Raw genomic sequence first — 20,884 nt, forward strand, 5'->3', positions numbered from 1 at the left:
GAGAACATCTTGCAGCGGTGACCGAGAGGCGATCAGTCGACCGTCACGAAGTCGATCAGGTGCTCGACGCGCCCGACGAGCTCGGGTTCGAGGTCGCGGAAATCGCGCACGCGCGATCTGATGCGCGACCAGGCGTCAGCGATGTCCGCCTGCTCCTCGCTCGGCCAGCCGAGAGCGCGGCAGATGCCGGTCTTCCACTCGATGCTGCGTGGAATCGTCGGCCATTCCTGCAGGCCGACCCGGGCGGGCTTCACGGCCTGCCAGATATCCACGAAGGGGTGCCCAACGATGAGGACATGGTTGCCGTGGGGCCCGCGTGCGATGGTGTCGGCGATTCTGGTTTCTTTGCTGCCGCGGACGAGATGGTCGAGGAGTACCCCGGCGCGGCGATCGGGGCCGGGAGCGAAGTCCGCGAGCACCTGCTCGAGATTGTCAGCGCCCTGCAGCAGTTCGACGACGACGCCTTCGACGCGCAAGTCGTCGCCCCACACCTGCTCGACGAGCTCGGCATCGTGCTTGCCTTCGACGAAGATGCGACTGGGCATCGCCACCCGCGCTCGCTGCTGAGGCGCCGCGAAGGAGCCCGACGCTGTGCGCTTGCGCGTGCCGGCCGGCGCCGTCGGCCGCACCAGGCGCACCGGCTTGCCGTCGACCAGGAACCCGTCGGCGAGGGGGAAGGCTCGAACCTTGCCCCGGAAGTCTTCGAGCTGCACGAGCCCTTCGCGCGCACCGACGACGGCTCCGCACCACTCGGACTCGGTGTGCTCGAGCACGAGTCCTTTCGCGAGCGGCACGTCGCGCCGCTCAACGGGACCGCGCCGCGGCTTCATGCGCGCCACGGGGTCGAGATCGTATCGGTCGTCGAACATGCGATCGAGCTTATCGCTGTCGACCGAGGCCACGCGTGTGAGAAGACCGTCGAATCGCAGCGCTCTGCACCCTGCCCCGTCAGTCGAGCGAGCAGTCCGTGCGGAAGCCCGCGTCCGTGAGGACGGACGCGCTCTGCTCATTCATCTGCAGCGCTCGACCGTCACCGATCTTCTCCGCCGGCAATTCGCGGATGTCGAGTTCCGCGCGCGCCAGACGTCCGAGCTCGAAGGGATGCAGGCTGCCGCCGAGGCTCAGGGATGCGCTGCCCGACCACACGGCGCGCGTCAACGAGGCGACGTCGGCGTCGCTGAGGGCAGAGCGCACGCCGTCGAGCACACGGGCCGACCAGAGCGCGCGCTGCCGCGCCCCCTCGCTCTCGGAGACGCTCACCCACGCTCCGTCGACGAACTGCTCGCCGTGACGCGAACGCACGAGCCCGAGCGCGGTCGCCCCGTCGACCCGCTGGGTGCCGGCGGTGTCGATGCTGAGTTCGGCTGCGGGATCGCGCAGCGGGTACTCGATGTCCACCTCGATGCCGCCGAGCGCGTCGATCGCCTCGACGAAACCCGACCCGTCGATCGAGACGTACCGGTCGACTGCGACACCGGTCGTGCTGCACACGCTCTCCATCAGCACATCCGGCCCGTCGAGGAGCGCGAGTGCGATGGAGCCGAAGTACCCGTCCGTCGAGAGCAGATCTCTCGGAAGCGATACCGCTGATGCGGTGCCGTCGTCGCCGAGTCGCACGAGAACGAGAGCGTCGGCGCGCGCCTGGCCGTCCGGCGTATCGCGCTGGATGTCGGTCGCAGCCCGCTCGATGCCCGAGTCGGCGCCGACGAAGAGATACACCGTGTCGCCCGCACTCTTTCGTTGCGCCTGGTGCTCGCTGTCGAGTTGCGGCATGGTGACCGCATCGATGCGCGTCGCGATCACCGCGGCTGCAGCGCCCAGCGCCAGCGCCACGACGAGCGCGATGACTGCGGCGATGCGCGCGGCGCGGCGAAACGCCCCCGACCGCGGACGGAGATGTCCGTCCGGATCGGGGGCGTTTCGCGTTGCAGTGCTCTTCAGCTGTTACTCCGCAGCGCGTGCCTTGCGGCGACCCAGTGCGACAGCGCCGGCGCCGAGTGCGAGGGCTGCGACGCCACCGGCGATCGCGAACGGTGCGAAGTTCTCGCCACCGGTGTTCGCGAGCTTCGCGCCCGGGGTGTAGCCGACCGGCTGGGCGGGAGGCGTCACGCCGCCGCCGACGTTCCCCGGATCGGCGGGTGCGCCGGGAGCCACGGTGCCGTCGGTCACGGCCAGCGGGGCCGCGAACTCGGTGCCACTGGTCTCGCCGACGAAGACGACGTCGTACGCGCCGTATGCGAGCGTGTTTCCGAGGGTGATGTCTCCGACGATCTCGCCGACCTCGTTCGCCGCGACGGTGCCGAGCGACTCGATGACCGCGCCGTTCTGGCGGAACTCGACGCGCACGTTCTCAGAGGGCGCGAAACCGGCGCCGCTGAACCCGAACGATTCGAAGTGCTGAGCCTCTGCGACGTCGAGCGTCACGCCGGCTTCGGCGCTGACGAGCAGATCGGAGGAGGCGTAGGCGAACTGGTCGACGTAGAGGTTGCAGTACGCCGCGACTTCGTAGACGCCGCTCTCGGCGGGTGAGGCGATCGTCGCGCTCCAGGTGCCGTCGGCGTTCGCGATCCCGGTCTGCACGACGGGGTTCTCGACATCGTCGGTCGCGAGCACTGCCGCGAACTCGCCCGGGGTGCCGCCGGGGTTGATGCATTCGGCGCCGGTGACGGTGAACGACTCTGCACCGAGCGTGATCTGCGGCGTCAGGGTGATGGGGTCGCCTTCGGCAGCGCTTGCAGCGCTTCCGCCGAACGTCAGCGCGGCGATGGCGCCGATCGTCGCTGCGCCGGCGAGCTTCTTCGAGAACTTCATGTTGCCTCCGAGGTAATGGGGTGATGATGTTTCGCGACTACGGCAATACGAGGGTGTTGCTCCCGGCACCGCTCCCGTGCATATCCGGCAAACACGTCACCGTTGATGCGCAGTTGTTCGCCACAGCAGGTGCACTGGAGCGTCAGCCTAGGTCAACGGTAGACGGTGGCTAGGTATTGAGCAAGCATTCAGGCTCACTTTCTCCAGCCCCGTAACGGAGGCGTTCACCGCTGCCGAGCCTGCGCGATAGATTGGGGCGGTGACACCCGAGGCCGGCGAACGACGCACCCGACTGCGCTCGCTGCTCGTCGATACCACTCCGCTCCGCGCGAGCCCCGCGTTCGCGAAGCTCTGGACGGGCACGTCGATCGCGCAGATCGGTGCGCAGGTGACGATCGTCGCGGTGGGGCTGCACATCTTCGAGCTCACGCAGTCCACGCTCGCCGTATCCCTCGTCGCGCTGTGGGCCCTCGGGCCCATGATCGTGGCCGGATTCGTGGGCGGTGCGCTCGCCGATGCGTTCGATCGACGGCTCGTCGCCCTGGTCACCGCCATCGCGGCTTGGGTCAGTATCTGCGCGATGACCGTGATCGCGTTCCTCGACGTGCAGGCCACGTGGCCCTACTACGCACTCGCCGCGGTCAACGCGGCTTCTGCCACCATCATGGGGGCGACGCGCGGTGCGATCCTGCCCCGCCTGCTGCCTCCGCAGCTCCTGCCTGCCGCCGCCGCGTTGAGCGGAATCACGATGGGCCTCGCCATCACCGTCGGCCCGGCAGTCGCCGGCGTGCTCGTCGCGAGCATCGGGGTGCCGTGGACGTATCTGCTCGACGCCGTGCTGTTCACCGGCGCCTTCGTCGGTATTCTCAGCCTGCCCCGCATGGCGCCGGACGGCGGTCGCAGCGCTCCGGGCCTCGGCGGGGTGCTCGAGAGCCTGAAGTTCCTGAGGCGAGCGCCCAATGTGCGTGCGACCTTCATCTGGGATCTCGTCGCGATGATCTTCGGCACCCCGCGCGTCGTCTTCCCCGCAGCCGGGGCCCTCGTGCTCGGCGGCGGTCCGGTGACCGTGGGGGCGCTCACCGCGTCGTTCGCCGCGGGAGCGCTCCTGAGCGGTCTCCTCTCCGGGCCGCTCGGCGCCGTGAGGCGGCAGGGACGCGCGGTGACGCTCGCCATCGCGGCCTTCGGGGCGTGCACCGCGTGCTTCGGTCTCGTGCTGCTCATCACGGCGTCGACCTCGGGCATCTCCGAGCGCAGCGATGACCCGATCATCCCTGCCATAGTGCTCGCCGGCGTGGCCCTCGCGGGCACCGGCGCCGCCGACAACGTCAGCGCCGTGTTCCGCACCACCATCCTCCAGACGGCAGCCCCCGATGACGTTCGCGGGCGCATGCAGGGCATCTTCTACGTCGTGGTCGCCGGCGGCCCGAGAGTCGGCGATCTGCTCGCGGGCGCCGTCGCAACGCTCGTCGCGCTCTGGGCGCCCGCCCTCTTCGGAGGCATCGTGATCCTCGGCGTCATGCTGGTGCTGCTCCGCACGGCGTCCGGATTCCAGCGATACGACGCGCGCCATCCCACCCCCTGAGCCGGCGGCCGGGGAAGGGGCGATGGTACGGTGCTGAGATGAGTGCCGCACCGCAGTCGCATCCGTTCGATTCCGTTGAAACACCGCTCGTGCTCGTGCGTCGTGACGGCGCGATCACGCATCTCACGCTGAATCGGCCGCGAGCGATCAACGCCCTGAACAGCGACATGTTCGCGCGGCTCGCGGCGGCGGTCTCAGCGGCGCAGCACGACGGCTCGCATGCGATCCTGCTCGACGGGGCCGGTGATCGCGGGTTCTGCGGTGGAGGAGACGTCAAGGAACTGTCGCAGGGCTCGGCTCGGACGATCCTCGCGAACGAGTACCGGCTCGACTACGCGATCAGCACCTCAGCACCTCCGGTCGTGGGAATCATGGACGGCATCACCATGGGCGGCGGGATCGGACTGACCGGGCACGCTGCGATCCGCGTCGTGACCGAGCGCAGCCGCCTGGCGATGCCCGAAGCGCGGATCGGCATCGTGCCGGATGTCGGAGGCCACCTCCTGCTCGCCGCGGCCCCGGAACGGCTCGGCGAGATGCTCGCCGTCTCGGCGGGAGACATGGCGGCGGGCGACGCGATAGCCCTCGGGTTCGCGGATGTCTTCGTGCCTGCGGAGCGGCTGCCGCAGCTGCAGGCGGCGCTCGCCGCAGGGGCCGATTCGCAGGCCGCCGTGGACGGCGTGGCGGAGCCAGCACCGGCCTCGGCGATCCTCGACGCCCGCGACTGGTGGTCACCCATCGCGGCGTCAGTGTTCGGAGCCCAAGAACCGCCGGCGTCCGAGGATCCGGCAGGAGCCGCGCTCCGCCTGATCCGGGCACTCGAAGCGAGCGACGACGCCGATGCGGGACGCCTCGCCGCTGTCGTTCGCACGATGAGTCCCACATCGGTCGCGGTCACGCTCGCTCAGCTCGACCGGACCAGGCGGCGCGCGCTCTCGCTCGCTGACGTGCTGGCCGACGACCTGCGAACCCTCGGGAGGCTCGCCGCGCTGCCCGATTTCGCGGAGGGCGTGCGGGCGCAGGTCATCGACAAGGATCGCAACCCGCGGTGGTCGCCGGCCCGGATCGAGGATCTCGACGACGCTGTGCTCGCTGGGATCCTCGACCCGGAGGCGCACGCAGACGAGCAACCGCTCGATCTGGAAGTGCGCCGGCCTCGTTCAGCTGACGCGGGACGCGGCTGACCGGATCGCCACGGCAAGATCCCGCGGCCGGCTCCACATCGGCCAGTGCCCGGTCGGAAGGTCGACGACGTCGCAGTGCTCCAGGGCCGCGACCTCCGTGAACATGGCGTTGCCCCCGCGGGCAAGTTCGAGCACCTGCGCGCCCGAGATCGAGCAGCAGATCAGCGTCGTCGGGATCTTGCGACGGTCGTCGTTCACGAGCACGACGGGTTGGCGGAGCACGGTGCCGGGTTGGGGGACAGCACGGTCGCGGAACCGCGCGAGCACGTCAGCGCTCAAGCCGGCGATACTCGCCTGCTCTGCAAGAACGTCGAAGGGCGGGAGCGGAAGCTCCTGCACCTCCGCGGGGAGTCCGGGAGCGAAGATGCTCCCCGGTGCCACCGGCCCCGAATCGACCCAGACGACTCGGCGAATCAACTCGGGATCGTGGTCGAGAACGAGACTCACGGGAGCATTCGCGCCGCTGTGAGCGACGATCACCACCGGATGCTCCCGGGAACCTCCGAGCTCTGCGATCACCCTTCGGATCGCCTCGGCCTGATCGTCGAGCGTCGCCTCTGTCCATGCGGGGTCACCGGCTTCGAGGCCTGGGAGCGTGATCGCGGCGACGAGCGAATCGTCGGGGCCGAGGTGCGCGCGGACGTCGTCCCAGGCCCAGGCGCCGAGCCAGTGGCCGGCGATGAGAATGATGGTCGGGGTGCTTGCATGAGATGTCATGCGATCAGTCTCGACCCCGCGCTGGGCAGCAGTGTGTCACTATTTGTGTCATGAATCTGAACCGAGCGCAATCGTGAAGCGAGCAGAGCGACTGCACGCCCTCTCCGAATCATTGCGGCGCGGCGGATCCCGAGGGTGCACGGCCGAGCGGCTGGCGCGGGAGTTCCAGATCTCCGTGCGCAGCGTGAAGCGAGATCTCGCAGCACTCGAGCGCAGCGGCGCCCCGATCTGGTCCCGGCCAGGCCCGGGCGGAGGCTACGGGTGGGCTGCGGCGACCTCCCTTCCGCCGGTCATGCTCTCCCCGGCGCAGGCCGTGGCGCTCCACGCCGCGGTGTCGGCGGCACCCGACGCGCCCTACGCCGATCTCGCGGCCGCCGGGATGCAGAAGATCCTCGACGTCCTCGATCCGCGGACCCGGGTGAGGGTCGACGAACTCGCACACCGGGTGTGGGTCGACACGCCGACGACGGGGTCCCGTGCCGTCACCTCAGCACTCGAGGCGGCGATGACCGATCAGCTCGTGCTCAGGATCACGTACGTGTCAGACGACGGCGTCACCACGACCCGCGACGTCGAACCAGTGCTCTTCGCGTCGACGAACGGACGCTGGTACCTGGTGGGATGGTGTCGTCTGCGCGACGCCGTGCGCTGGTTCGCCGTGACGCGCATCGAGCGCGCCAGCGTGACCGGAGAGAACTGCACGGGGCACTCGGTAGCGGAGGTCGGCGCCCCTCCGGCGACCGCGAGGCCGGTGCACCGGCCTCGCGGATGAACCCCGCACGCCTCCCCGCCTCGGCAGGGCTAGTGGGGGTCGCCGATGCAGAACTCGTTGCCGTCGGGATCCGAGAACGTATCCCATGCGAGCCCGGCCTCGCCGCGGCGCCCGAGGTGCGTCGCTCCCGCCTCCACCCACTCATCGACGAGGGAAGCACGGTCGACCGAAGAGTCGATGTCGAAATCCAGGTGCAAGCGGTTCTTCCCCGCGCCCGGGTCGTCGACCCTCTGGAAGCCGAGTGCGGCGGGCAGCTGCGGCGCCCGCACGATGCAGAACCACCCGTCGGCCTCGTGCACGATCTCGCCGCCGAGGCGCCCCGCCCACCAGCCCGCGAGCGTGCGCGGATCCGTCGTATCCATCGTGATCATGCTCAAACCGATCATGCCCGCCCCGTTCGTCGTCGTACGCCGCCTCCCACGCTACGGCGTTCCGCCGAAGGCCGGTAGCCTGAGACGGTGAGTGACCCCTGGAACGCGACCGGGCCGAGTCGAGTGATGCAGGGCGACAATCTGCCGATCCTGCGCTCACTGCCGACCGCGGCCTTCGCCGTCGCCTACCTCGATCCGCCGTTCAACACGGGGCGATCCCGACAGGCCGAGCGCGTCCGGGGCACCCGTGTCGCGGGTCCGCTCGAGGCCGCTGCGGGCGACCGGCTGGGGTTCCGCGGACAGGGGTACCGCGTGACGCGCGAGACGACGCTCAGCTACGACGATCGATTCGCCGACTACTGGGACTTCCTCGAACCGCGTCTCGAGGAGGCCTGGCGCCTCCTCTCGCCCGACGGCCTGCTCTATCTGCATCTCGACTACCGAGAAGTGCACTATGCGAAGGTGCTGCTCGACGCGCTCTTCGGGCCGGAGTGCTTCATCAACGAGATCATCTGGGCCTACGATTACGGAGCGCGGTCGAAACGGCGGTGGCCGGCCAAGCACGACAACATCCTCGTCTACGCGAAGCATCCGGACTGGTACTACTTCGACGCCGAGGCGGTGGATCGCGAACCGTACATGGCTCCTGGCCTCGTGACAGCGGAGAAGGCCGCTCTCGGCAAGCTTCCGACCGACACCTGGTGGCACACCATCGTGTCGCCGACCGGGGGAGAGCGCACGGGATACCCGACCCAGAAACCCATCGGGATCCTGCGCCGCATCATCCAGGCGTCCACGCGGCCAGGCGACTGGGTGCTCGACCCCTTCGCGGGCAGCGGCACCACCGGGGATGCGGCGGCGCGACTCGAGCGCAAGTTCCTCCTCATCGACGAGAACCCGGAGGCCCTCGACGTCATGCGCGGGCGACTCAGCGCCACGGGGGCGGTGTTCGCGTGAGCGCGAAGACACCCGCCAGCGCCCCGGGGGAGCCGAACGGCTTCGCTCGGAACCGGGCCGCGAGCGGTCTGCCGGTGCAGATCGACCGCGCCTCCAACCTCCCACTGCCGGTGCAGATCGCCAGCGCACTCCGCGAGGCGATCGATGCCGCACTGGTGCGCCCGGGGGAGGCCGTGCCGGCGACGCGAGAACTGAGCCGGCGTCTCGGCGTCGCGCGAGGCGTGGTCGTCGCGGCGTACGAGCAGCTCATCGCGGAGGGTTACCTGTCGCCGTCCCAGGGGCGGGGCACCCTCGTGCATCCGGACCTGGCGCGTACCCAGACCGAGACCGAGGATCGCGCGAGTCGCGGCGACCGCGACGCGGCACGGCAGGCATCCGCCGGCACGCGGATGATGCCGGCGGATGCGCCCGTCGGCGCTGAACGCCCAGCCCCCCTCGCCCCGGGCGCCCCGATCACCGACGGCGTCGTCGGCTCGGCGTGGCGGGCCGCATGGCGCACCGCCGCAGCTGACGTGGCGGTGGTTGAAGTCGTCGCACCGCCGCTCGGGGACCCGGCTCTGCGCGGCGAGATCGCGGAGCACCTGCGACGCATGCGCGGTACCTCCCGCTCGGCGGCGGACGTGCTCGTCACCGCCGGAACGCGCGACGGGCTCTGGCTGCTGCTCACGGCGCTCGGCGCGACGCGCGGGCGAACCCTCGTCGTGGGCGTCGAGGATCCGGGTCTGCCGTCTCTGCGCGGGGCCGCGTCCCGGGCGGGCGCGACCATCGTCGCGCTCCCCGCCGACGGTCTCGGGCTCGATACGGGTCGGCTTCCCGACGGGATGCTCGACGCGGTCATCGTGACGCCGAGCCATCAATACCCTCTGGGCGGTTCGCTGCCGCTCGCCCGCCGACGCGCCCTTCTCGCCTGGGCCAGGCGCAACGGGGTCGTGATCATCGAGGATGACTTCGATTCGGAGCTGCGATACACCGGCACACCGCTGCCCACGCTCGCGGCCCTCGACGACCCGGAGAACGGCGTCGTCGTGCTGCTCGGAACCTTCTCGCGCACGATCACGCCCGCGCTCTCCGCCGGATACCTCCTCGCCCCGGCGGGGTTGCGGGCGCTCATCGAGCCGGTGCGGCGCGACCTCGGCGGAACGGTGTCGACCGTCGTGCAGTCGGCGCTCACCGCCTATCTCGCGAGCGGTGAGCTTCGACGCCATACCGCTCGGATGCTGCGTCGGTACGCTGCTCGCCGCGATCTCGTCTCCGAGCGGCTTGCAGGAGCACGCGCCGCGCGCGTACGGCCCATGGACGGGGGACTGCATGCGGTGATCGAGTTCGCGGGCGAGCCCGAGCGCGCTCGCCGCCGGGAGGCCGCCGTGGTCGCGCACCCCGCGGTGGACGCACTCGGTGTTCAGGCCCTCGGGCGGTACTGGCAGCGGGCAGGTTCCGGCACCGGCACGGCGGGCCTCGTGATCGGTGTCGGCGGTGACGATGATGCCGCATTCGATGCGGCACTCGTGCAGCTCCGGGCGATCCTCGACGAGGTGTGACGAGCGGGCATCACGACGGTGCCCCGCCCCGACAGGCGCTCTCGCGTTGCGACCCGCGCTCATGCGCTGAGACGCACTCGCGCGCTGAGACGAGCTGCCGCGGATGTCTGGACATCGGTGCAATGCAGCGGGTACGATTGCCGAAGCGTTTCGGCAGCGTTGTCGTTATTACCAGGCAGCTTCCTAAACGTTTCGACACTATAACGCGCGGTCCGCCGCGGGAGGGAAGTAGAGATCATGACTGAAACGGCGACGGGATCCTTCGACGAGACCATGTGGAACGGCCTGCTGCACGGCGGGCTCGGCGGAACGTTCATGGGGGTGCCGAAGGTGGAGCTCGACCGGGAGGCGATCCGTGCATCCGGCGCGAAAGCGGTCGTCTACGGCTTCCCCTTCGACGCGACGACGATCAGCCGCAGCGGTGCCAATTACGGCCCGCGCGCCATTCGCGAGACGTCGGTGCAGTTCACCAACTTCCAAGCCACGTTCGACTTCGACCTGTTCGCGCACCTGCCGCTCGTCGACGGGGGCGATTGCCACGTCGCACTCGGGAACACGCCGAAGACGTTCGAGCGCGTCGAAGCCGACATCGCAGAGATCGTGGCGGCGGGCGCGATCCCGGTCGTCTTCGGCGGAGATCATTCCGTGAGCATCCCCGTCGGAAAGGCCGCCAAGCGGGAGGGGACGAACCCCGGGTGGGTGCAGTTCGACACCCATCTCGATGCCGCACCGAATGTGGGAGGGGAGGAGCTCAATCACTGCTGCACCATCACGAGGGCCGTCGACAACGGCTACGACCCGGCAAAGATGGTGCTCGTCGGCATCAGCGGCTGGATGAACCCGAAGACCGAGCTCAAGTACTGCCGGGACCACGGCATTCGCGTCATCTGGCTCGAGGACATCTGGGAGCGCGGCACGGCATGGGCCGTTGAGCAGATCCTCGAACGCGTCGGCGAGGAGGGGTTCTACCTCACGTTCGACGTCGACGCACTCGACGCGGCATTCGCGCCGGGCACGTGCGCTCCCACCCCGGGCGGAATGACCATGCGCGAGGCGATCGAGATCGTGCGAGGCATCTCGCCCGCCGGCCTCATCGGGGTGGACATCGCGGAGCCCGCGCCGTCGCTCGACCACTCGACGCGGACCCAGCTCGTCGCGGGCCGCATCGCACTGGAGGCCCTCGCGTCGCACGCCGGAGCGCCTCGCACACCGGTCTACGTGGGCTGAACCAACGGTTCGATCTCGCTCGCCCGGGTCGCCGCCGATCCGGGCGGGCGTGCGACGCACGGTGCAGGCGCACGACTCGGATGCCGTTCTCGCCGTTCGCGCCGAGCAGGGCAGGGGCACCGGCGGGTGGCCCGCAGCACTTCCCAGACGGTTCGCGCCAATGACGGCGCGAACCGCCGCCGTACACGAAGCAAAGGAGTTTCCATGACCACGGCGCCACCGGTGATGAAGAGAGAATTCACCATGTTTTCCGCGCTCTCAGTCGCGTTCGCGTTCGTTTCGCCGATCGTCGCGCTGTACAGCGTTCTCGGCGTCGGCCTCGCCAGTTCTGGCCCCGGCTTCATCTGGGGCGGACTCATCCTCTACATCGGTCAGCTGATCGTCGTCCTCGCGCTGGGGGTGCTGGCATCGAAGTGGGCCGACTCCGGCGGCATCTATCAGTGGTCGCGCCGACTGCTCGGCCATCGATACGGCTGGTTCGCCTCCTGGACGTACATCTGCACGTTGCTCATCACCCTGCCAGCGGTGGCGTACGCGGGAGCCGTGCTCATCCCGCCGATCTTCGACATCCCGGCCGCAGGCCACCAGGTGGTCACCTGGCTCGCGATCGGCATCCTCGCCTTCTCGACGATGGTGAATCTGGCGGGGCGGGTGTTCATCAAGATTCTCATGATCGCGGTCATCGCCGCCGAGGCCGTCGGCTCCGTCGGCGTGGCGATCTGGCTCCTGTTCTTCGAGCGCCATCAGACGCTCGAGTACCTCTCCCCGGCATCGCTCGCCGATTACAGCGGCGTGTTCTTCTCAGCGCCGCTGGTGATGGCGATCGCCTTCTCCAGCTACTTCGCGATCGGCTTCGAGAGCGCGAGCTCGATCGCCGAGGAGGTGCAGCGCCCCAAGCGCGCCGTGCCGCGCGCGATGGTCGCCTCGTTCTTCGCCATCATGATCATCGTGCTCCTCAGCACGCTCGCGTTCACGCTCGCCGTTCCGAGCGACGCGTTCCTGCAGGACCCGGAGAACGCTGCGGATCCGGCCGTGGCGATCATCGCAGCATCATTCCCCGCACCGATTTTCCGGGGAATCCTGGCGCTGTTCGTGATCGCCTTCGCGGCGAGCCTCATGACGATCCAGATCACCGTCTCGCGCATCGTCTGGGCGACGGCGCGCAACGGGGAGCTCCCGTTCGCGCGCACCCTGACGAGGCTGTCGGGAGAGACGGGCCTGCCGCGCACCGCCGTTCTCATCACCGCCGTGATCGCAGCGCTGCTGTTCCTGCCGTTCCAGAGCGAGGGCATTCAGATGGCGCTCATCTCGTTCTCGTCGGTCGGCTTCTTCATCTCCTTCCTCTTCCCGATACTGGGGTGGGCGATCGCACGCGCTCGCGGCACCTGGAGGGACGAACCCGGTCTCTTCCTCGGCCGGGCCGGCCGCGTCGTCGGGTGGCTCGCACTCGTGTGGCTGCTGTTCCAGATCGTGAACGTCGCGTGGCCTCGAGAATCGGGAGCCGGGTGGGCGACCGACTGGTCGACGGTGATCGGCGTCGCCGTGGTCGGTGTGCTCGGCGTGGCGATCGAGGCCTGGGTGCACCGCAAGCGTCTGCACGCGGCCAGCACCGGATCCACGATCGTCGTGTTCGAGCGCGATGAATCCGAGGACGATCGCGAGGACTTCGCTCCCGCGCGCCCTGCACGCAGGTGAACCGGCGCGGGTGCTGGCGCCGCACGCGCCGCACCCGCGTCGCCCGTGTCAGTCGGCGAGGGTCGATTCCCGCACATTCAGTGAGATCGGCACGACCTCGCGGCGCCGCTCGCCGTGACCATCGAGTGCGTCGATGAGCAGTTCGACCGCGATCTCTCCGAGCTGCACGGGATGCAGATCGAGCGCGGTGATCGACTTCTGCAGCCCGTAGTCGAGATACCGGCTGTCGGCGAGGCTGACGATCTGCAGATCGCCCGGCACATCGAGGTCGAGCGCCAGCGCCGCCCGCTCCGTCGCGTGCGCGAGGGTGTCGAGCGTGGTCAGCACGGCGTCGAACTCGCGGTCGGTGCGAGCGAGCGCCGCGTGGATCACCGGCTCCGCCTCGTCGACGCGCGGGCCGGGGGAGCGCAAGATGATGGGTGCGGCGCCGGTGGCGCTGCACCAGTCGAGGTACGAGGAGAGCTCATCGCGCACGTATGAAGAAGCGGTCTCGCTGAGAAAGAGCGCGACCCGGGCCGGCCGGTCGTTGCCGATGTGCGCGAGCGCCGATGTCGTGCCGGTGAAGAAATCGTTGTCGACCCAGCTGAGATCGCCCGAGTTGCGGCCGACGGTCACGCAGGGCAGGCCGCTGCGCACCGCCTCGGCGATGAGCGGATCGTCATCGCTCGGGTCGACCACGATGAGGCCGTCCGCCGCAGAGAGGAAATCCCGGGACGACGTCTGCGTGGGGAGCATCGACAGCAGGAAGCCACGCTGGAAGGCCTGCAGGCTCGCACCGTTCAGTACTCGGAAGTAGTACTCGATGTCCCATTCCGGCTGGAGGCCGGAGCCCTCCTCCGTGAGTGGCTGGGGCGACACCGCGAGCACGAGGGAACCCGTGCGACCCGCATTGAGGTTCTTGGCGAGCCGGTTGGCGGTGTATCCCACACGCGCAGCGACATCGATGACGTTCTGCCTCGTCGCTGCCGCGACGCGGCCCTTGCCGTTCAACGCCTCGGAGGCGGTCGCCACCGATACGCCGGCTTCTCTCGCGACGTCCTTGATGGTGATGCGGCGGGGTTTCATCTGGCCTCGGTCTCGGGTGCGGTGCATCGCTCCGGTTGCTGGTGTCTCGTGCACGTCCAGCGTATGGTTCGCGCCGGACACGCGCCAAATCGATTCGGCACGTGCTCGCCGCAGGGTCGTCGACCGGCGAGACACCTGCACGCTCCGCGGCGAGCGCTGGCAACGAGGTGCGGGCGGTTATCCTGGGCTGGTGAGTGTCGACGATCTGTCTCCGAGCATGCAGAATTACCTCAAGGTGATCTGGGGGCTGCAGGAGTGGTCCGACGCCCCCGTGTCGAACTCCGCGATCGCCGAGTCCGCTGGAGTGCGGCTCTCCACCGTCTCAGATGCCCTTCGCAAGCTCTCAGACCTCGAACTCATCGGCCACGTCCGCTACGGCACCGTCACGCTCACCGATCTCGGTCGAGGCCATGCCGTCGCGATGATTCGGCGGCATCGCCTCCTCGAGACGTTTCTCGTGCGTCACCTCGAATACGAGTGGGACGAGGTGCACGACGAAGCCGACCGCCTCGAGCACGCCGTTTCTGACGAGTTCATCGATCGCATGGATCGCGTGCTCGGGTATCCGACGCGCGACCCCCACGGCGATCCGATACCGAGCGCGACCGGTGCCGTGCATCGGCCCGACGCGATGCAGTTGCTTACGGCCCCCGCGCCGAGTCGTGCGCGCGTCGAGCGCATCTCCGACGCCGACAACGGCATGCTGCAGTTCTTCGCAGCTCGCGGCGTCGTCGTCGATGCGGTGCTGCACGTGCTGCCGGGCGAGCCCTACTCCGAGACGGTCACGGTGCGCGTCGGCGACGACGCCACGGCCGCGGGTGGTTCCGTGAGTCTGGGACCATCCGCGGCGGCAGCGGTCTGGGTGTCGCTCGAGGCTACGCCGGATCCTTCACGAACTTGAGCCCGATGACGCACCCGATGATCCCGGCGAGGAACACCAGCTTGAGCACGGAGGGCGCCTCGGTGCCGAGCAGCAGGGACGCGCCGACGGTGAGCGCCGCCCCGAGCCCCGTCCAGATGGCGTAGGCGGTACTCACGGGGATGCCGCGCATCGCGTAGCCCAAGCCGACCATGCTCAGCGGGTTGGCGACGAAGAACACGATCGTCGGTACGACCTCGGTGAACCCGCGGGAATCGTGCAGTGCGAGCGCCCAGACGGATTCGAGGATCGCGCTCGCCAGCAGCACGATCCAGTGCGCTCGTCGAGCGACCTTCGGGGCGCGCGCAGGGGCCTCGCGACGTGAAGCGGTGCGGATCGCGCGTACCATCTCAGCTCACCGCCTTCAGGCCGACGACGCAGGCGATGAGCCCGGCGAGCAGCACGACACGGATGAGGCTCGCCCGGTCGGCGCCGGTGAGCATCGCCCAGGCCGCGGTGAGTACCGCGCCGATTCCCACCCACACCGCGTACGCGGTGCCGACCGGGATCTCGAGCATGCCGTAGGCCAGGCCCGCCATGCTGGCGACGTAGCTCACCACGAACAGCGCGGTCGGCCAGAAGCGGCGGAATCCTCTCGAAGCGTCGAGTGCGGTCGCCCACACGGCTTCGAGCATTCCACTCAGAATCAACAGTATCCATGCCAGTGACATGAGTTCGGTCCTTCTGGCAGTCGTCGTTATGCGGGTACTGCTCCCTCGTCCGCACCCCTGCTCTCGGGGTCGTCTTCAGTGTCGCACGATCCGAGCGCGGAGGTGCCCAGGCGCTGCTCAGGTCGCCCGATGAGCCAGCGCGTGGTTCACCACGCGCTGGGGAGAAGCCCGATCGGTGCGAAGCCCCGTCATAGGCGATAATGGTGGGGTGCCCGTCAGGGCCCGAGAGGAGTGCGGTGTTCGGCTGGCTGAAGAAGCGCAAGCGGGGATCAGCGCGCCCACCACGGCGACTGCCTCGACGCGTGCTCGCGCCGGTCGAGGAGATCACGGAGCAGGGACTGCTCGTCGCCGACGTCGCGGTGCGCATGACGGTGAAGAACGCGATCATCATGAATGCGCTGAAACGGCATGTCGACTACGACGCTGATCAGATCATCGACATGGTCCGCGAGACGACGATCGATCTCGCCGAGGAGCGGGAGCGCGACGCGAAGCACATCTCTCGGATGCGCGGAGAGATCCGCGACACGGGCCGGAGCTCGTGGAGCGAATCCGATTACGGCAACGATGACAACCGTACGCTGCGCCACCGCCAGGAAGTCTACGAGAAGGTCGCCGAAGAGCTGCGCAATCGCGCCGCAGATGACGCGTACCTGACCGCTGCTGCTGAGCGCGCACGCGAGATGGCCTGGGACGAGATCGGCACCTCGCTCGCCGATCGGGCCGAGCACCCGTACTACAGCGGCGGCAACAACGACGAGTACCGCGAGGAGCGCGAGGCGCGGATCCAGCAGCTCATCGAGAAGGACCTCACCGCTCTGATGCAGCAGCGCACCGAGGCGCCGGCCAAGGTGCGCAAGTTCAAGCGCAAGGACAAGGGCCGGGACGCGCCGGAGTCCTGACTCCGACCTCGGATCCTCGCACCGATGCCGGTTCTCTGATGGCTGCGTCGGCTCGGCTCGTTCGGGTCATGAATGTCGGTGGGTGCGAGTTGACTGGGGGCATGGTCTCCTTCTCGTTCGGATCCGGCCCGGCGCCTGAGCCGGCGCAGGTGCGTGCGCCGGAGCAGGCGCCTACGTCGGAGGCTTCTGCGTCGGAGGCTCTGCTGGCTCGGGTGCCGGTGCCGGTGCCGGTGCCGGAGGAGGTTCCCGATTCGCTCACCCTCGATCAGGTCGTGAACTTGATCGAGCAGTTGGAGTACCGGCAGCGCGGGCTCGACGCCATCCGCACCGATCTGCTCTCGGCCGCGGTCCAGATGGCGACTGCCGATGCCGGGTCGGGTGAGCGGGAGCTCGCGTACCGGTCGCTGCGGGCAGAGCTCGCAACGGTGCTGGGCGCGAGCGAGCGTGTCGCGGAGTCCCAGTTGGATGCGGCGTGGTCGTTGCGCACGAGGTTCGCGATCACGCACGAGGTGCTCTCGGTGGGGGAGATCTCGGCCGCGCACGCCCGGGTCATCGTCGACGCGGGGCAGCGCATCGGAGCGGGGTCGTCTCCGGAGTGCGTGGCCCGGCGGGAGGCGTATCAGCGCGAGGTGCTCTCGTTCGCGCGCCAAGAGTCCGTGAACCGTTTGCGGCCGATCGCGCGCAGGATCGCCGAGCAGTACGCTGTGGAGTCTCTCGATGAACGGCACCGTGAGGAGGTGCGAAGGCGTCGGGTGGTGGTGCAGGAGCGCGAGGACGGGATGTCGGATTTGTGGGCGTATCTGCCCACCGTGGAGGCGTACGCGATTCACGACCGGTTGACGCGGATCGCGCGCGAGGTCGAACGCGCCGAAACCGCTGCGGGCGACGAAACCGCCGCTGGTGATGAAAATGCCGCGGGTTACGGAAGCGCCGCGGGCGGGGTCGAGGGTTCTGGGGCGCGGCGTGCACGGGATGAGATCCGGGCGGATGTGTTCACAGAGCTGCTGCTCGGTGCCGAGCCGAGCGCGGTGGCATGCTCGAGGGATGAGGCGGTGCGTGCCCGGGTGCAGGTGGTCGTCCCGGTCACCGCCCTGGAACCCGAGGCGGGTGGTGTCACCGCCGAGCGCAGTGCTGCCGGGGGACGCGCTGACATGGGTCGCGCTGGCATGGGTCGTGCTGATGGGGGCCTGGTTCCGGTGGCGGAGCTTTCCGGGGCGGGCCCGATCGCGGTGAGTGCCGCGCGGAGCATCGCCGCAGCGACTGCGCTGTGGGAGCGGGTCGTGGTCGATGCGGAGTCGGGGGCGGTGCTGCAGGTCGACCGGTATCGTCCGAGCGAGCAGATGCGGCGCCTGCTCGCGGCCCGGGATCAGCACTGCCGGTTCCCGGGGTGCCGCGTGCCGCTCTCGCGGTGCGATCTCGACCACACCATCGATGCCGCACGCGGCGGTGCGACCTCGACGGTGAATCTCGCGCACTTGTGTCGGGGGCATCACGTGCTCAAGCACCACACGGAGTGGAAGGTGCGGCAGAAGGGTGGCGGGGATCTGCTCTGGACGAGTCCGACGGGCCGCACCCATGCGGACCGACCACCGAGCCGGGTGAGGTTCGCGGAGACCGGGCCACCGGGCCCGGGCCGCGTCGCCGCGCGCAGCAGTCCTGACGGTGGGTGGCACCCATTCTGACCACCGCACCGAGACACGCACTGCCGTGCGTGTTGCGGCTGTGGGACCGGAGCCGCGGAATCGCAGCGTATCGTCGCAGGATTCGCGCCTCCTCGGCGCCGCTCACGCTGAGACGCGCAGAGACGCGCAGAGACGCGCAGAGACGCGAAGAGGAGCGCAGAGGCTCCAGCTACGACTCCTCTGACGTCCCGAGCAGCTCGGGGTGCCGCTGCAGGTAGCCGTCGATGAACGAGCAGGACGCCTCCACCCGGCGCTGGCCGACCGCCTCACCCGTGACGGCGCGGTTCGCCAGGAGACCGGAGAGGCCCGTCCCGCGGAGCTCAGGGACCACAACGGTGTGGTCGAAATCGATGACGTCGTCGCCCCGCAGGGTGTAGTGGGCTTCGCCGACGACGCGCCCGCCGTCTGGTCCGCTCGCTGTGATCGCGTAGCGACTGCGGTCGGGCTCGTGCGTGATGGTGAATCCGTCGGCAGCCGCCTGCGCTTCATTCAGATATCTGGCCATGCCGCCACCCTATCCCGCAACAGGCGGAACCTGGAGGGGGCGCCGGTATTCTCAGAGGATGCGTACCGCCCGCCGTTCCCTGACCCTGCTCGGCCTCGCCGCGCTCGTGCTCGGAGTGAGCGGGTGCGCTCCGGAGCCGCCGCCAGAGCCGGAAACCCTCACTCCGACGCGCGCCGCCACCGTCTACCTCGAGGCCGTATGCCCGGTGAACGAGGCCTGGGACGAGGCCGACGTCGAGCTCGACCGGCTCAGGCTCGCCGAAGCGCGCGGAGAATCGGCCAGCACCTCCGCCTTCGCCGCATCGATGACGGAAGTGGCGAAGCGGAGCGGCACCGCGGCGACGTCGCTCACCTCAGAGGAGCGGACCTGGCCCGACGCGGCGCGCGATCCGGTGGCCGCGGTCGCGGAGACGCTGGCAGCGGATCAGGCGCAGGCGAAACGCGTCGCCGCGCTCCCGGCCGCGCAGGCGGTCGACTACCGCTGGGAGGGCGTGGACGACATCGGGGCCGCCGCGTCGGAGGCCCGCGCGGCGCTCGAGCTGCCGGCCGACGCCGATGCCGCGTGTGCGGCATGGCGGGAGAGCGACGACGATGCCGGCACCGCGGAAGACGGAGGAGCAACCCGATGACACCCGACGATCTGCCGAACGTCTCCGAGGTGAATCTGGCGGTCGAACGCGCGATCCGGCTGGCCGCGCGATCCGGAAACCGCCTCATCGCGGCGTCGACGGCGTCCGTCGACCTGGATCCAGGTCCGGTTCGGACCGCCCTAGTGACGGCGATGCGCGCGATGGGAGCCCGGCTGCGGCCCATCGGTGACGAGGTGGAGTTCAGCTTCGTCGAGAGCGTCACGGGCGACCTCGACAGTGCTCTCCGCAGTGCTCTCGGCACGGTGCCCCAGCCGGGAGCCGGGTTGCCGACACTCGTCGTGGGCTTGGACGGTTCGGTGCGATCACCGAGGGGCGGAAGCGCGGCGTCTCGCATCGCCTGGGCCGCGGCGGGAATGCCGACCACCGCCCGGCTTGCGGAGCACCTCGTCGCCGGTGGATCGCACGCGGGCGTGCGCGTCGCTGTGAGCCTCGTGCTCGAACCGAAAACCGCGGCCTTCGCCAGAGTGCTGGCCGACGCCGGCTGCGCCGTGGCGGTGTTCAGCGCGGTCTCAGAGACGGATCCGAGCATCGCGGAGGAGCTCGCCCGCGACGAGCGCATCTCGGTGTTCGCACCCCGCACCGCCGACCGGGAGCAATCCGCGAAGTCGCTGGACGCCGAGCACGCGGCCGGGATCCTCGACTGGGGGCCGGAGTTCCTGATCGACGACGGTGCCCATCTCATCCGTCTCGCGCACAGCGAGCGCACGGCGGCTCTGGCGCGGCTGCGAGGCGCGGCGGAAGAGACCACGAGCGGCGTGCGTCCCGTGCGTGAGATGGGGGCGCTCGGAGACTTGCGCATTCCGGTGATCGCCGTCAACGACGCCCGCACGAAGACAGGTTTCGACAATCTGGTGGGCACCGGGCAATCGTGCGTGTTCGCGATCGCGGACGTGCTCGACGACGCCCGCGATCGGCGTCCGTACGGGGGAATCGCCGGAACCCGCTGGGCCGTGCTGGGCTATGGCCCCGTAGGCCAAGGGGTCGCCCGATTCGCCGCTGCGCTGGGAGCCGACGTCGTCGTCGTGGAGCGAGATCCGGTGCGCGCGCTCGCCGCGCTGCACGACGGCTACGAAGCGGCGACGCGCGCGACCGCGCTTCCCGAGGCCGACGTCGTGGTGAGTGCGACGGGCGTCTGGCACACCTTGGATGCGGCAGCGATCTCGACGCTGCGCGACGGCGCGGTGGTCGCGGTCGCCGGCGGTATCGACGACGAGATCGCGCTCGACGAGATGCGCGACGCCGGCTGGCGTGAGCGACTCATCGCGCCGAGCGCAACGGCATGGACCGCTCCGGCAGCGCCCGGCGCCCCGACGGTGCTCGTGCTCGCCGGCGGCGGCGGCATCAACTACACGGCGGGGGAGGGCAACCCCATCGAGGTGATGGATCTCTCATTCGCCACGCAGCTCGCAGCGCTCGCCAGGCTGATCGAGACCCCCCAGGAGCCGGGAGTGCACCGCCTCTCCGAGACCGACGAGCGTCGTGTTGCCGCTGCAGCTCTCGCGGCGCTGCAGGGCGGGGTCGACCCGTCGCCCGGAACGACGCGTGCTGGGGGAGCCGCCCAGCCCTGGACCGTGCACCGGTACCGCGCACGGGGCCCGGAGCCGGGCGCGGCGATAGCTGAGGCGCCGAAGCCCTAG

General features: G+C 69.6%; 21 protein-coding genes. 12 read left to right on the forward strand and 9 right to left on the reverse strand.

The annotated features are described in order from the left end of the window. Positions 1-32: 32 nt before the first annotated feature. The 3 genes from ABFX18_RS05425 to ABFX18_RS05435 all read right to left on the reverse strand — a co-directional run bounded on the left by ABFX18_RS05425 (position 33) and on the right by ABFX18_RS05435 (position 2,811). Positions 33-869, reverse strand: a complete 837-nt coding sequence (locus tag ABFX18_RS05425) for a DUF3097 family protein (protein WP_090149612.1) — start codon at positions 867-869, stop codon at positions 33-35. A 79-nt stretch (positions 870-948) separates the two neighbouring features. Beyond that, complete coding sequence (locus ABFX18_RS05430) at positions 949-1,833, reverse strand: LCP family protein (protein WP_346057656.1); 885 nt, start codon at positions 1,831-1,833, stop codon at positions 949-951. Between the two features lie 111 nt (positions 1,834-1,944). Continuing rightward, positions 1,945-2,811 carry an LPXTG cell wall anchor domain-containing protein gene (locus ABFX18_RS05435; RefSeq protein WP_346057657.1) on the reverse strand — a complete coding sequence of 289 codons (867 nt, stop codon included), beginning with the start codon at positions 2,809-2,811 and terminating at the stop codon, positions 1,945-1,947. 259 nt (positions 2,812-3,070) lie between these two features. Here ABFX18_RS05435 and ABFX18_RS05440 point away from each other — a divergent pair, with 259 nt between their 5' ends. Together ABFX18_RS05440 and ABFX18_RS05445 are read left to right on the forward strand one after the other, a co-directional pair. After that, positions 3,071-4,393, forward strand: a complete 1,323-nt coding sequence (locus ABFX18_RS05440; protein WP_346057658.1) for an MFS transporter — start codon at positions 3,071-3,073, stop codon at positions 4,391-4,393. A gap of 38 nt (positions 4,394-4,431) precedes the next feature. Beyond that, positions 4,432-5,577, forward strand: coding sequence for an enoyl-CoA hydratase/isomerase family protein (locus ABFX18_RS05445; protein WP_346057659.1), 1,146 nt, complete (start codon positions 4,432-4,434; stop codon positions 5,575-5,577). On the opposite strand, the gene ABFX18_RS05450 is transcribed toward ABFX18_RS05445, so the two are convergent. Next, positions 5,554-6,294, reverse strand: a complete 741-nt coding sequence (locus tag ABFX18_RS05450; RefSeq protein WP_346057660.1) for an alpha/beta fold hydrolase — start codon at positions 6,292-6,294, stop codon at positions 5,554-5,556. The two genes, ABFX18_RS05445 and ABFX18_RS05450, sit on opposite strands and share 24 nt — an antisense overlap. A gap of 73 nt (positions 6,295-6,367) precedes the next feature. Between ABFX18_RS05450 and ABFX18_RS05455 the strand changes: the two genes are divergently transcribed. Further along, a complete protein-coding gene (locus ABFX18_RS05455; protein ID WP_346057661.1) occupies positions 6,368-7,066 on the forward strand; it encodes a helix-turn-helix transcriptional regulator in 699 nt (232 codons plus the stop codon). Between the two features lie 29 nt (positions 7,067-7,095). Here the strand turns inward: ABFX18_RS05455 and ABFX18_RS05460 are convergent, their stop codons facing one another. Next, on the reverse strand, positions 7,096-7,452 hold the full coding sequence (locus ABFX18_RS05460; protein WP_346057662.1) for a VOC family protein: 357 nt from the start codon (positions 7,450-7,452) through the stop codon (positions 7,096-7,098). Positions 7,453-7,563: 111 nt separating this feature from the next. On the opposite strand from ABFX18_RS05460, the gene ABFX18_RS05465 reads away from it, so the two are divergent. From ABFX18_RS05465 to ABFX18_RS05480, 4 genes are all read left to right on the forward strand, one after another. Further along, positions 7,564-8,394 carry a DNA-methyltransferase gene (locus tag ABFX18_RS05465; RefSeq protein WP_346058007.1) on the forward strand — a complete coding sequence of 277 codons (831 nt, stop codon included), beginning with the start codon at positions 7,564-7,566 and terminating at the stop codon, positions 8,392-8,394. After that, positions 8,391-9,932: a MocR-like pyridoxine biosynthesis transcription factor PdxR gene (gene pdxR / locus ABFX18_RS05470; protein WP_346057663.1), complete on the forward strand. Its 1,542-nt coding sequence runs from the start codon at positions 8,391-8,393 to the stop codon at positions 9,930-9,932. The genes ABFX18_RS05465 and pdxR overlap by 4 nt, the downstream gene beginning before the upstream one ends. Before the next feature lie 237 nt (positions 9,933-10,169). Next, complete coding sequence (speB, locus tag ABFX18_RS05475) at positions 10,170-11,159, forward strand: agmatinase (RefSeq protein ID WP_234037072.1); 990 nt, start codon at positions 10,170-10,172, stop codon at positions 11,157-11,159. 204 nt (positions 11,160-11,363) lie between these two features. Then, positions 11,364-12,854 (forward strand): APC family permease, encoded by a 1,491-nt coding sequence (locus ABFX18_RS05480; RefSeq protein ID WP_346057664.1) that lies wholly within the window; start codon positions 11,364-11,366, stop codon positions 12,852-12,854. Between the two features lie 48 nt (positions 12,855-12,902). Here ABFX18_RS05480 and ABFX18_RS05485 read toward each other — a convergent pair whose 3' ends face one another. Next, on the reverse strand, positions 12,903-14,000 hold the full coding sequence (locus tag ABFX18_RS05485; RefSeq protein WP_346057665.1) for a LacI family DNA-binding transcriptional regulator: 1,098 nt from the start codon (positions 13,998-14,000) through the stop codon (positions 12,903-12,905). A gap of 109 nt (positions 14,001-14,109) precedes the next feature. On the opposite strand from ABFX18_RS05485, the gene ABFX18_RS05490 reads away from it, so the two are divergent. Beyond that, positions 14,110-14,820, forward strand: a complete 711-nt coding sequence (locus ABFX18_RS05490; protein WP_346057666.1) for a metal-dependent transcriptional regulator — start codon at positions 14,110-14,112, stop codon at positions 14,818-14,820. Here ABFX18_RS05490 and ABFX18_RS05495 read toward each other — a convergent pair. Together ABFX18_RS05495 and ABFX18_RS05500 are read right to left on the reverse strand one after the other, a co-directional pair. Continuing rightward, on the reverse strand, positions 14,795-15,187 hold the full coding sequence (locus ABFX18_RS05495) for a DMT family transporter (RefSeq protein WP_090148087.1): 393 nt from the start codon (positions 15,185-15,187) through the stop codon (positions 14,795-14,797). The genes ABFX18_RS05490 and ABFX18_RS05495 overlap by 26 nt on opposite strands. Before the next feature lies 1 nt (position 15,188). After that, on the reverse strand, positions 15,189-15,509 hold the full coding sequence (locus tag ABFX18_RS05500; RefSeq protein WP_090148089.1) for a DMT family transporter: 321 nt from the start codon (positions 15,507-15,509) through the stop codon (positions 15,189-15,191). A 236-nt stretch (positions 15,510-15,745) separates the two neighbouring features. On the opposite strand from ABFX18_RS05500, the gene ABFX18_RS05505 reads away from it, so the two are divergent. After that, positions 15,746-16,411: an asparagine synthase gene (locus tag ABFX18_RS05505; RefSeq protein ID WP_090148091.1), complete on the forward strand. Its 666-nt coding sequence runs from the start codon at positions 15,746-15,748 to the stop codon at positions 16,409-16,411. Positions 16,412-16,512: 101 nt separating this feature from the next. Then, positions 16,513-18,093, forward strand: coding sequence for an HNH endonuclease signature motif containing protein (locus ABFX18_RS05510; RefSeq protein ID WP_346057667.1), 1,581 nt, complete (start codon positions 16,513-16,515; stop codon positions 18,091-18,093). Positions 18,094-18,262: 169 nt separating this feature from the next. On the opposite strand, the gene ABFX18_RS05515 is transcribed toward ABFX18_RS05510, so the two are convergent. Then, positions 18,263-18,598, reverse strand: a complete 336-nt coding sequence (locus ABFX18_RS05515; protein ID WP_346057668.1) for a GNAT family N-acetyltransferase — start codon at positions 18,596-18,598, stop codon at positions 18,263-18,265. 58 nt (positions 18,599-18,656) lie between these two features. On the opposite strand from ABFX18_RS05515, the gene ABFX18_RS05520 reads away from it, so the two are divergent. Both ABFX18_RS05520 and ABFX18_RS05525 read left to right on the forward strand, forming a co-directional pair. Then, a complete protein-coding gene (locus tag ABFX18_RS05520) occupies positions 18,657-19,226 on the forward strand; it encodes a hypothetical protein (RefSeq protein ID WP_346057669.1) in 570 nt (189 codons plus the stop codon). After that, a complete protein-coding gene (locus ABFX18_RS05525; protein WP_346057670.1) occupies positions 19,223-20,884 on the forward strand; it encodes an adenosylhomocysteinase in 1,662 nt (553 codons plus the stop codon). The genes ABFX18_RS05520 and ABFX18_RS05525 overlap by 4 nt, the downstream gene beginning before the upstream one ends.

This window comes from Leucobacter alluvii, from assembly GCF_039530485.1.
Lineage (GTDB): Bacteria > Actinomycetota > Actinomycetes > Actinomycetales > Microbacteriaceae > Leucobacter > Leucobacter alluvii.

Bases quoted from the DNA above. Each gene is read 5' to 3' on its own strand.
- ABFX18_RS05495 (WP_090148087.1), bottom strand. From the start codon at position 15,187: ATGGTACGCGCGATCCGCACCGCTTCACGTCGCGAGGCCCCTGCGCGC.
- ABFX18_RS05465 (WP_346058007.1), top strand. From the start codon at position 7,564: ATGCAGGGCGACAATCTGCCGATCCTGCGCTCACTGCCGACCGCGGCC.
- ABFX18_RS05510 (WP_346057667.1), top strand. From the start codon at position 16,513: ATGGTCTCCTTCTCGTTCGGATCCGGCCCGGCGCCTGAGCCGGCGCAG.
- ABFX18_RS05425 (WP_090149612.1), bottom strand. From the start codon at position 869: ATGTTCGACGACCGATACGATCTCGACCCCGTGGCGCGCATGAAGCCG.
- ABFX18_RS05435 (WP_346057657.1), bottom strand. From the start codon at position 2,811: ATGAAGTTCTCGAAGAAGCTCGCCGGCGCAGCGACGATCGGCGCCATC.
- ABFX18_RS05445 (WP_346057659.1), top strand. From the start codon at position 4,432: ATGAGTGCCGCACCGCAGTCGCATCCGTTCGATTCCGTTGAAACACCG.
- speB (WP_234037072.1), top strand. From the start codon at position 10,170: ATGACTGAAACGGCGACGGGATCCTTCGACGAGACCATGTGGAACGGC.
- ABFX18_RS05525 (WP_346057670.1), top strand. From the start codon at position 19,223: ATGACACCCGACGATCTGCCGAACGTCTCCGAGGTGAATCTGGCGGTC.
- ABFX18_RS05520 (WP_346057669.1), top strand. From the start codon at position 18,657: ATGCGTACCGCCCGCCGTTCCCTGACCCTGCTCGGCCTCGCCGCGCTC.
- ABFX18_RS05515 (WP_346057668.1), bottom strand. From the start codon at position 18,598: ATGGCCAGATATCTGAATGAAGCGCAGGCGGCTGCCGACGGATTCACC.
- ABFX18_RS05450 (WP_346057660.1), bottom strand. From the start codon at position 6,294: ATGACATCTCATGCAAGCACCCCGACCATCATTCTCATCGCCGGCCAC.
- ABFX18_RS05460 (WP_346057662.1), bottom strand. From the start codon at position 7,452: ATGATCGGTTTGAGCATGATCACGATGGATACGACGGATCCGCGCACG.
- ABFX18_RS05500 (WP_090148089.1), bottom strand. From the start codon at position 15,509: ATGTCACTGGCATGGATACTGTTGATTCTGAGTGGAATGCTCGAAGCC.
- ABFX18_RS05480 (WP_346057664.1), top strand. From the start codon at position 11,364: ATGACCACGGCGCCACCGGTGATGAAGAGAGAATTCACCATGTTTTCC.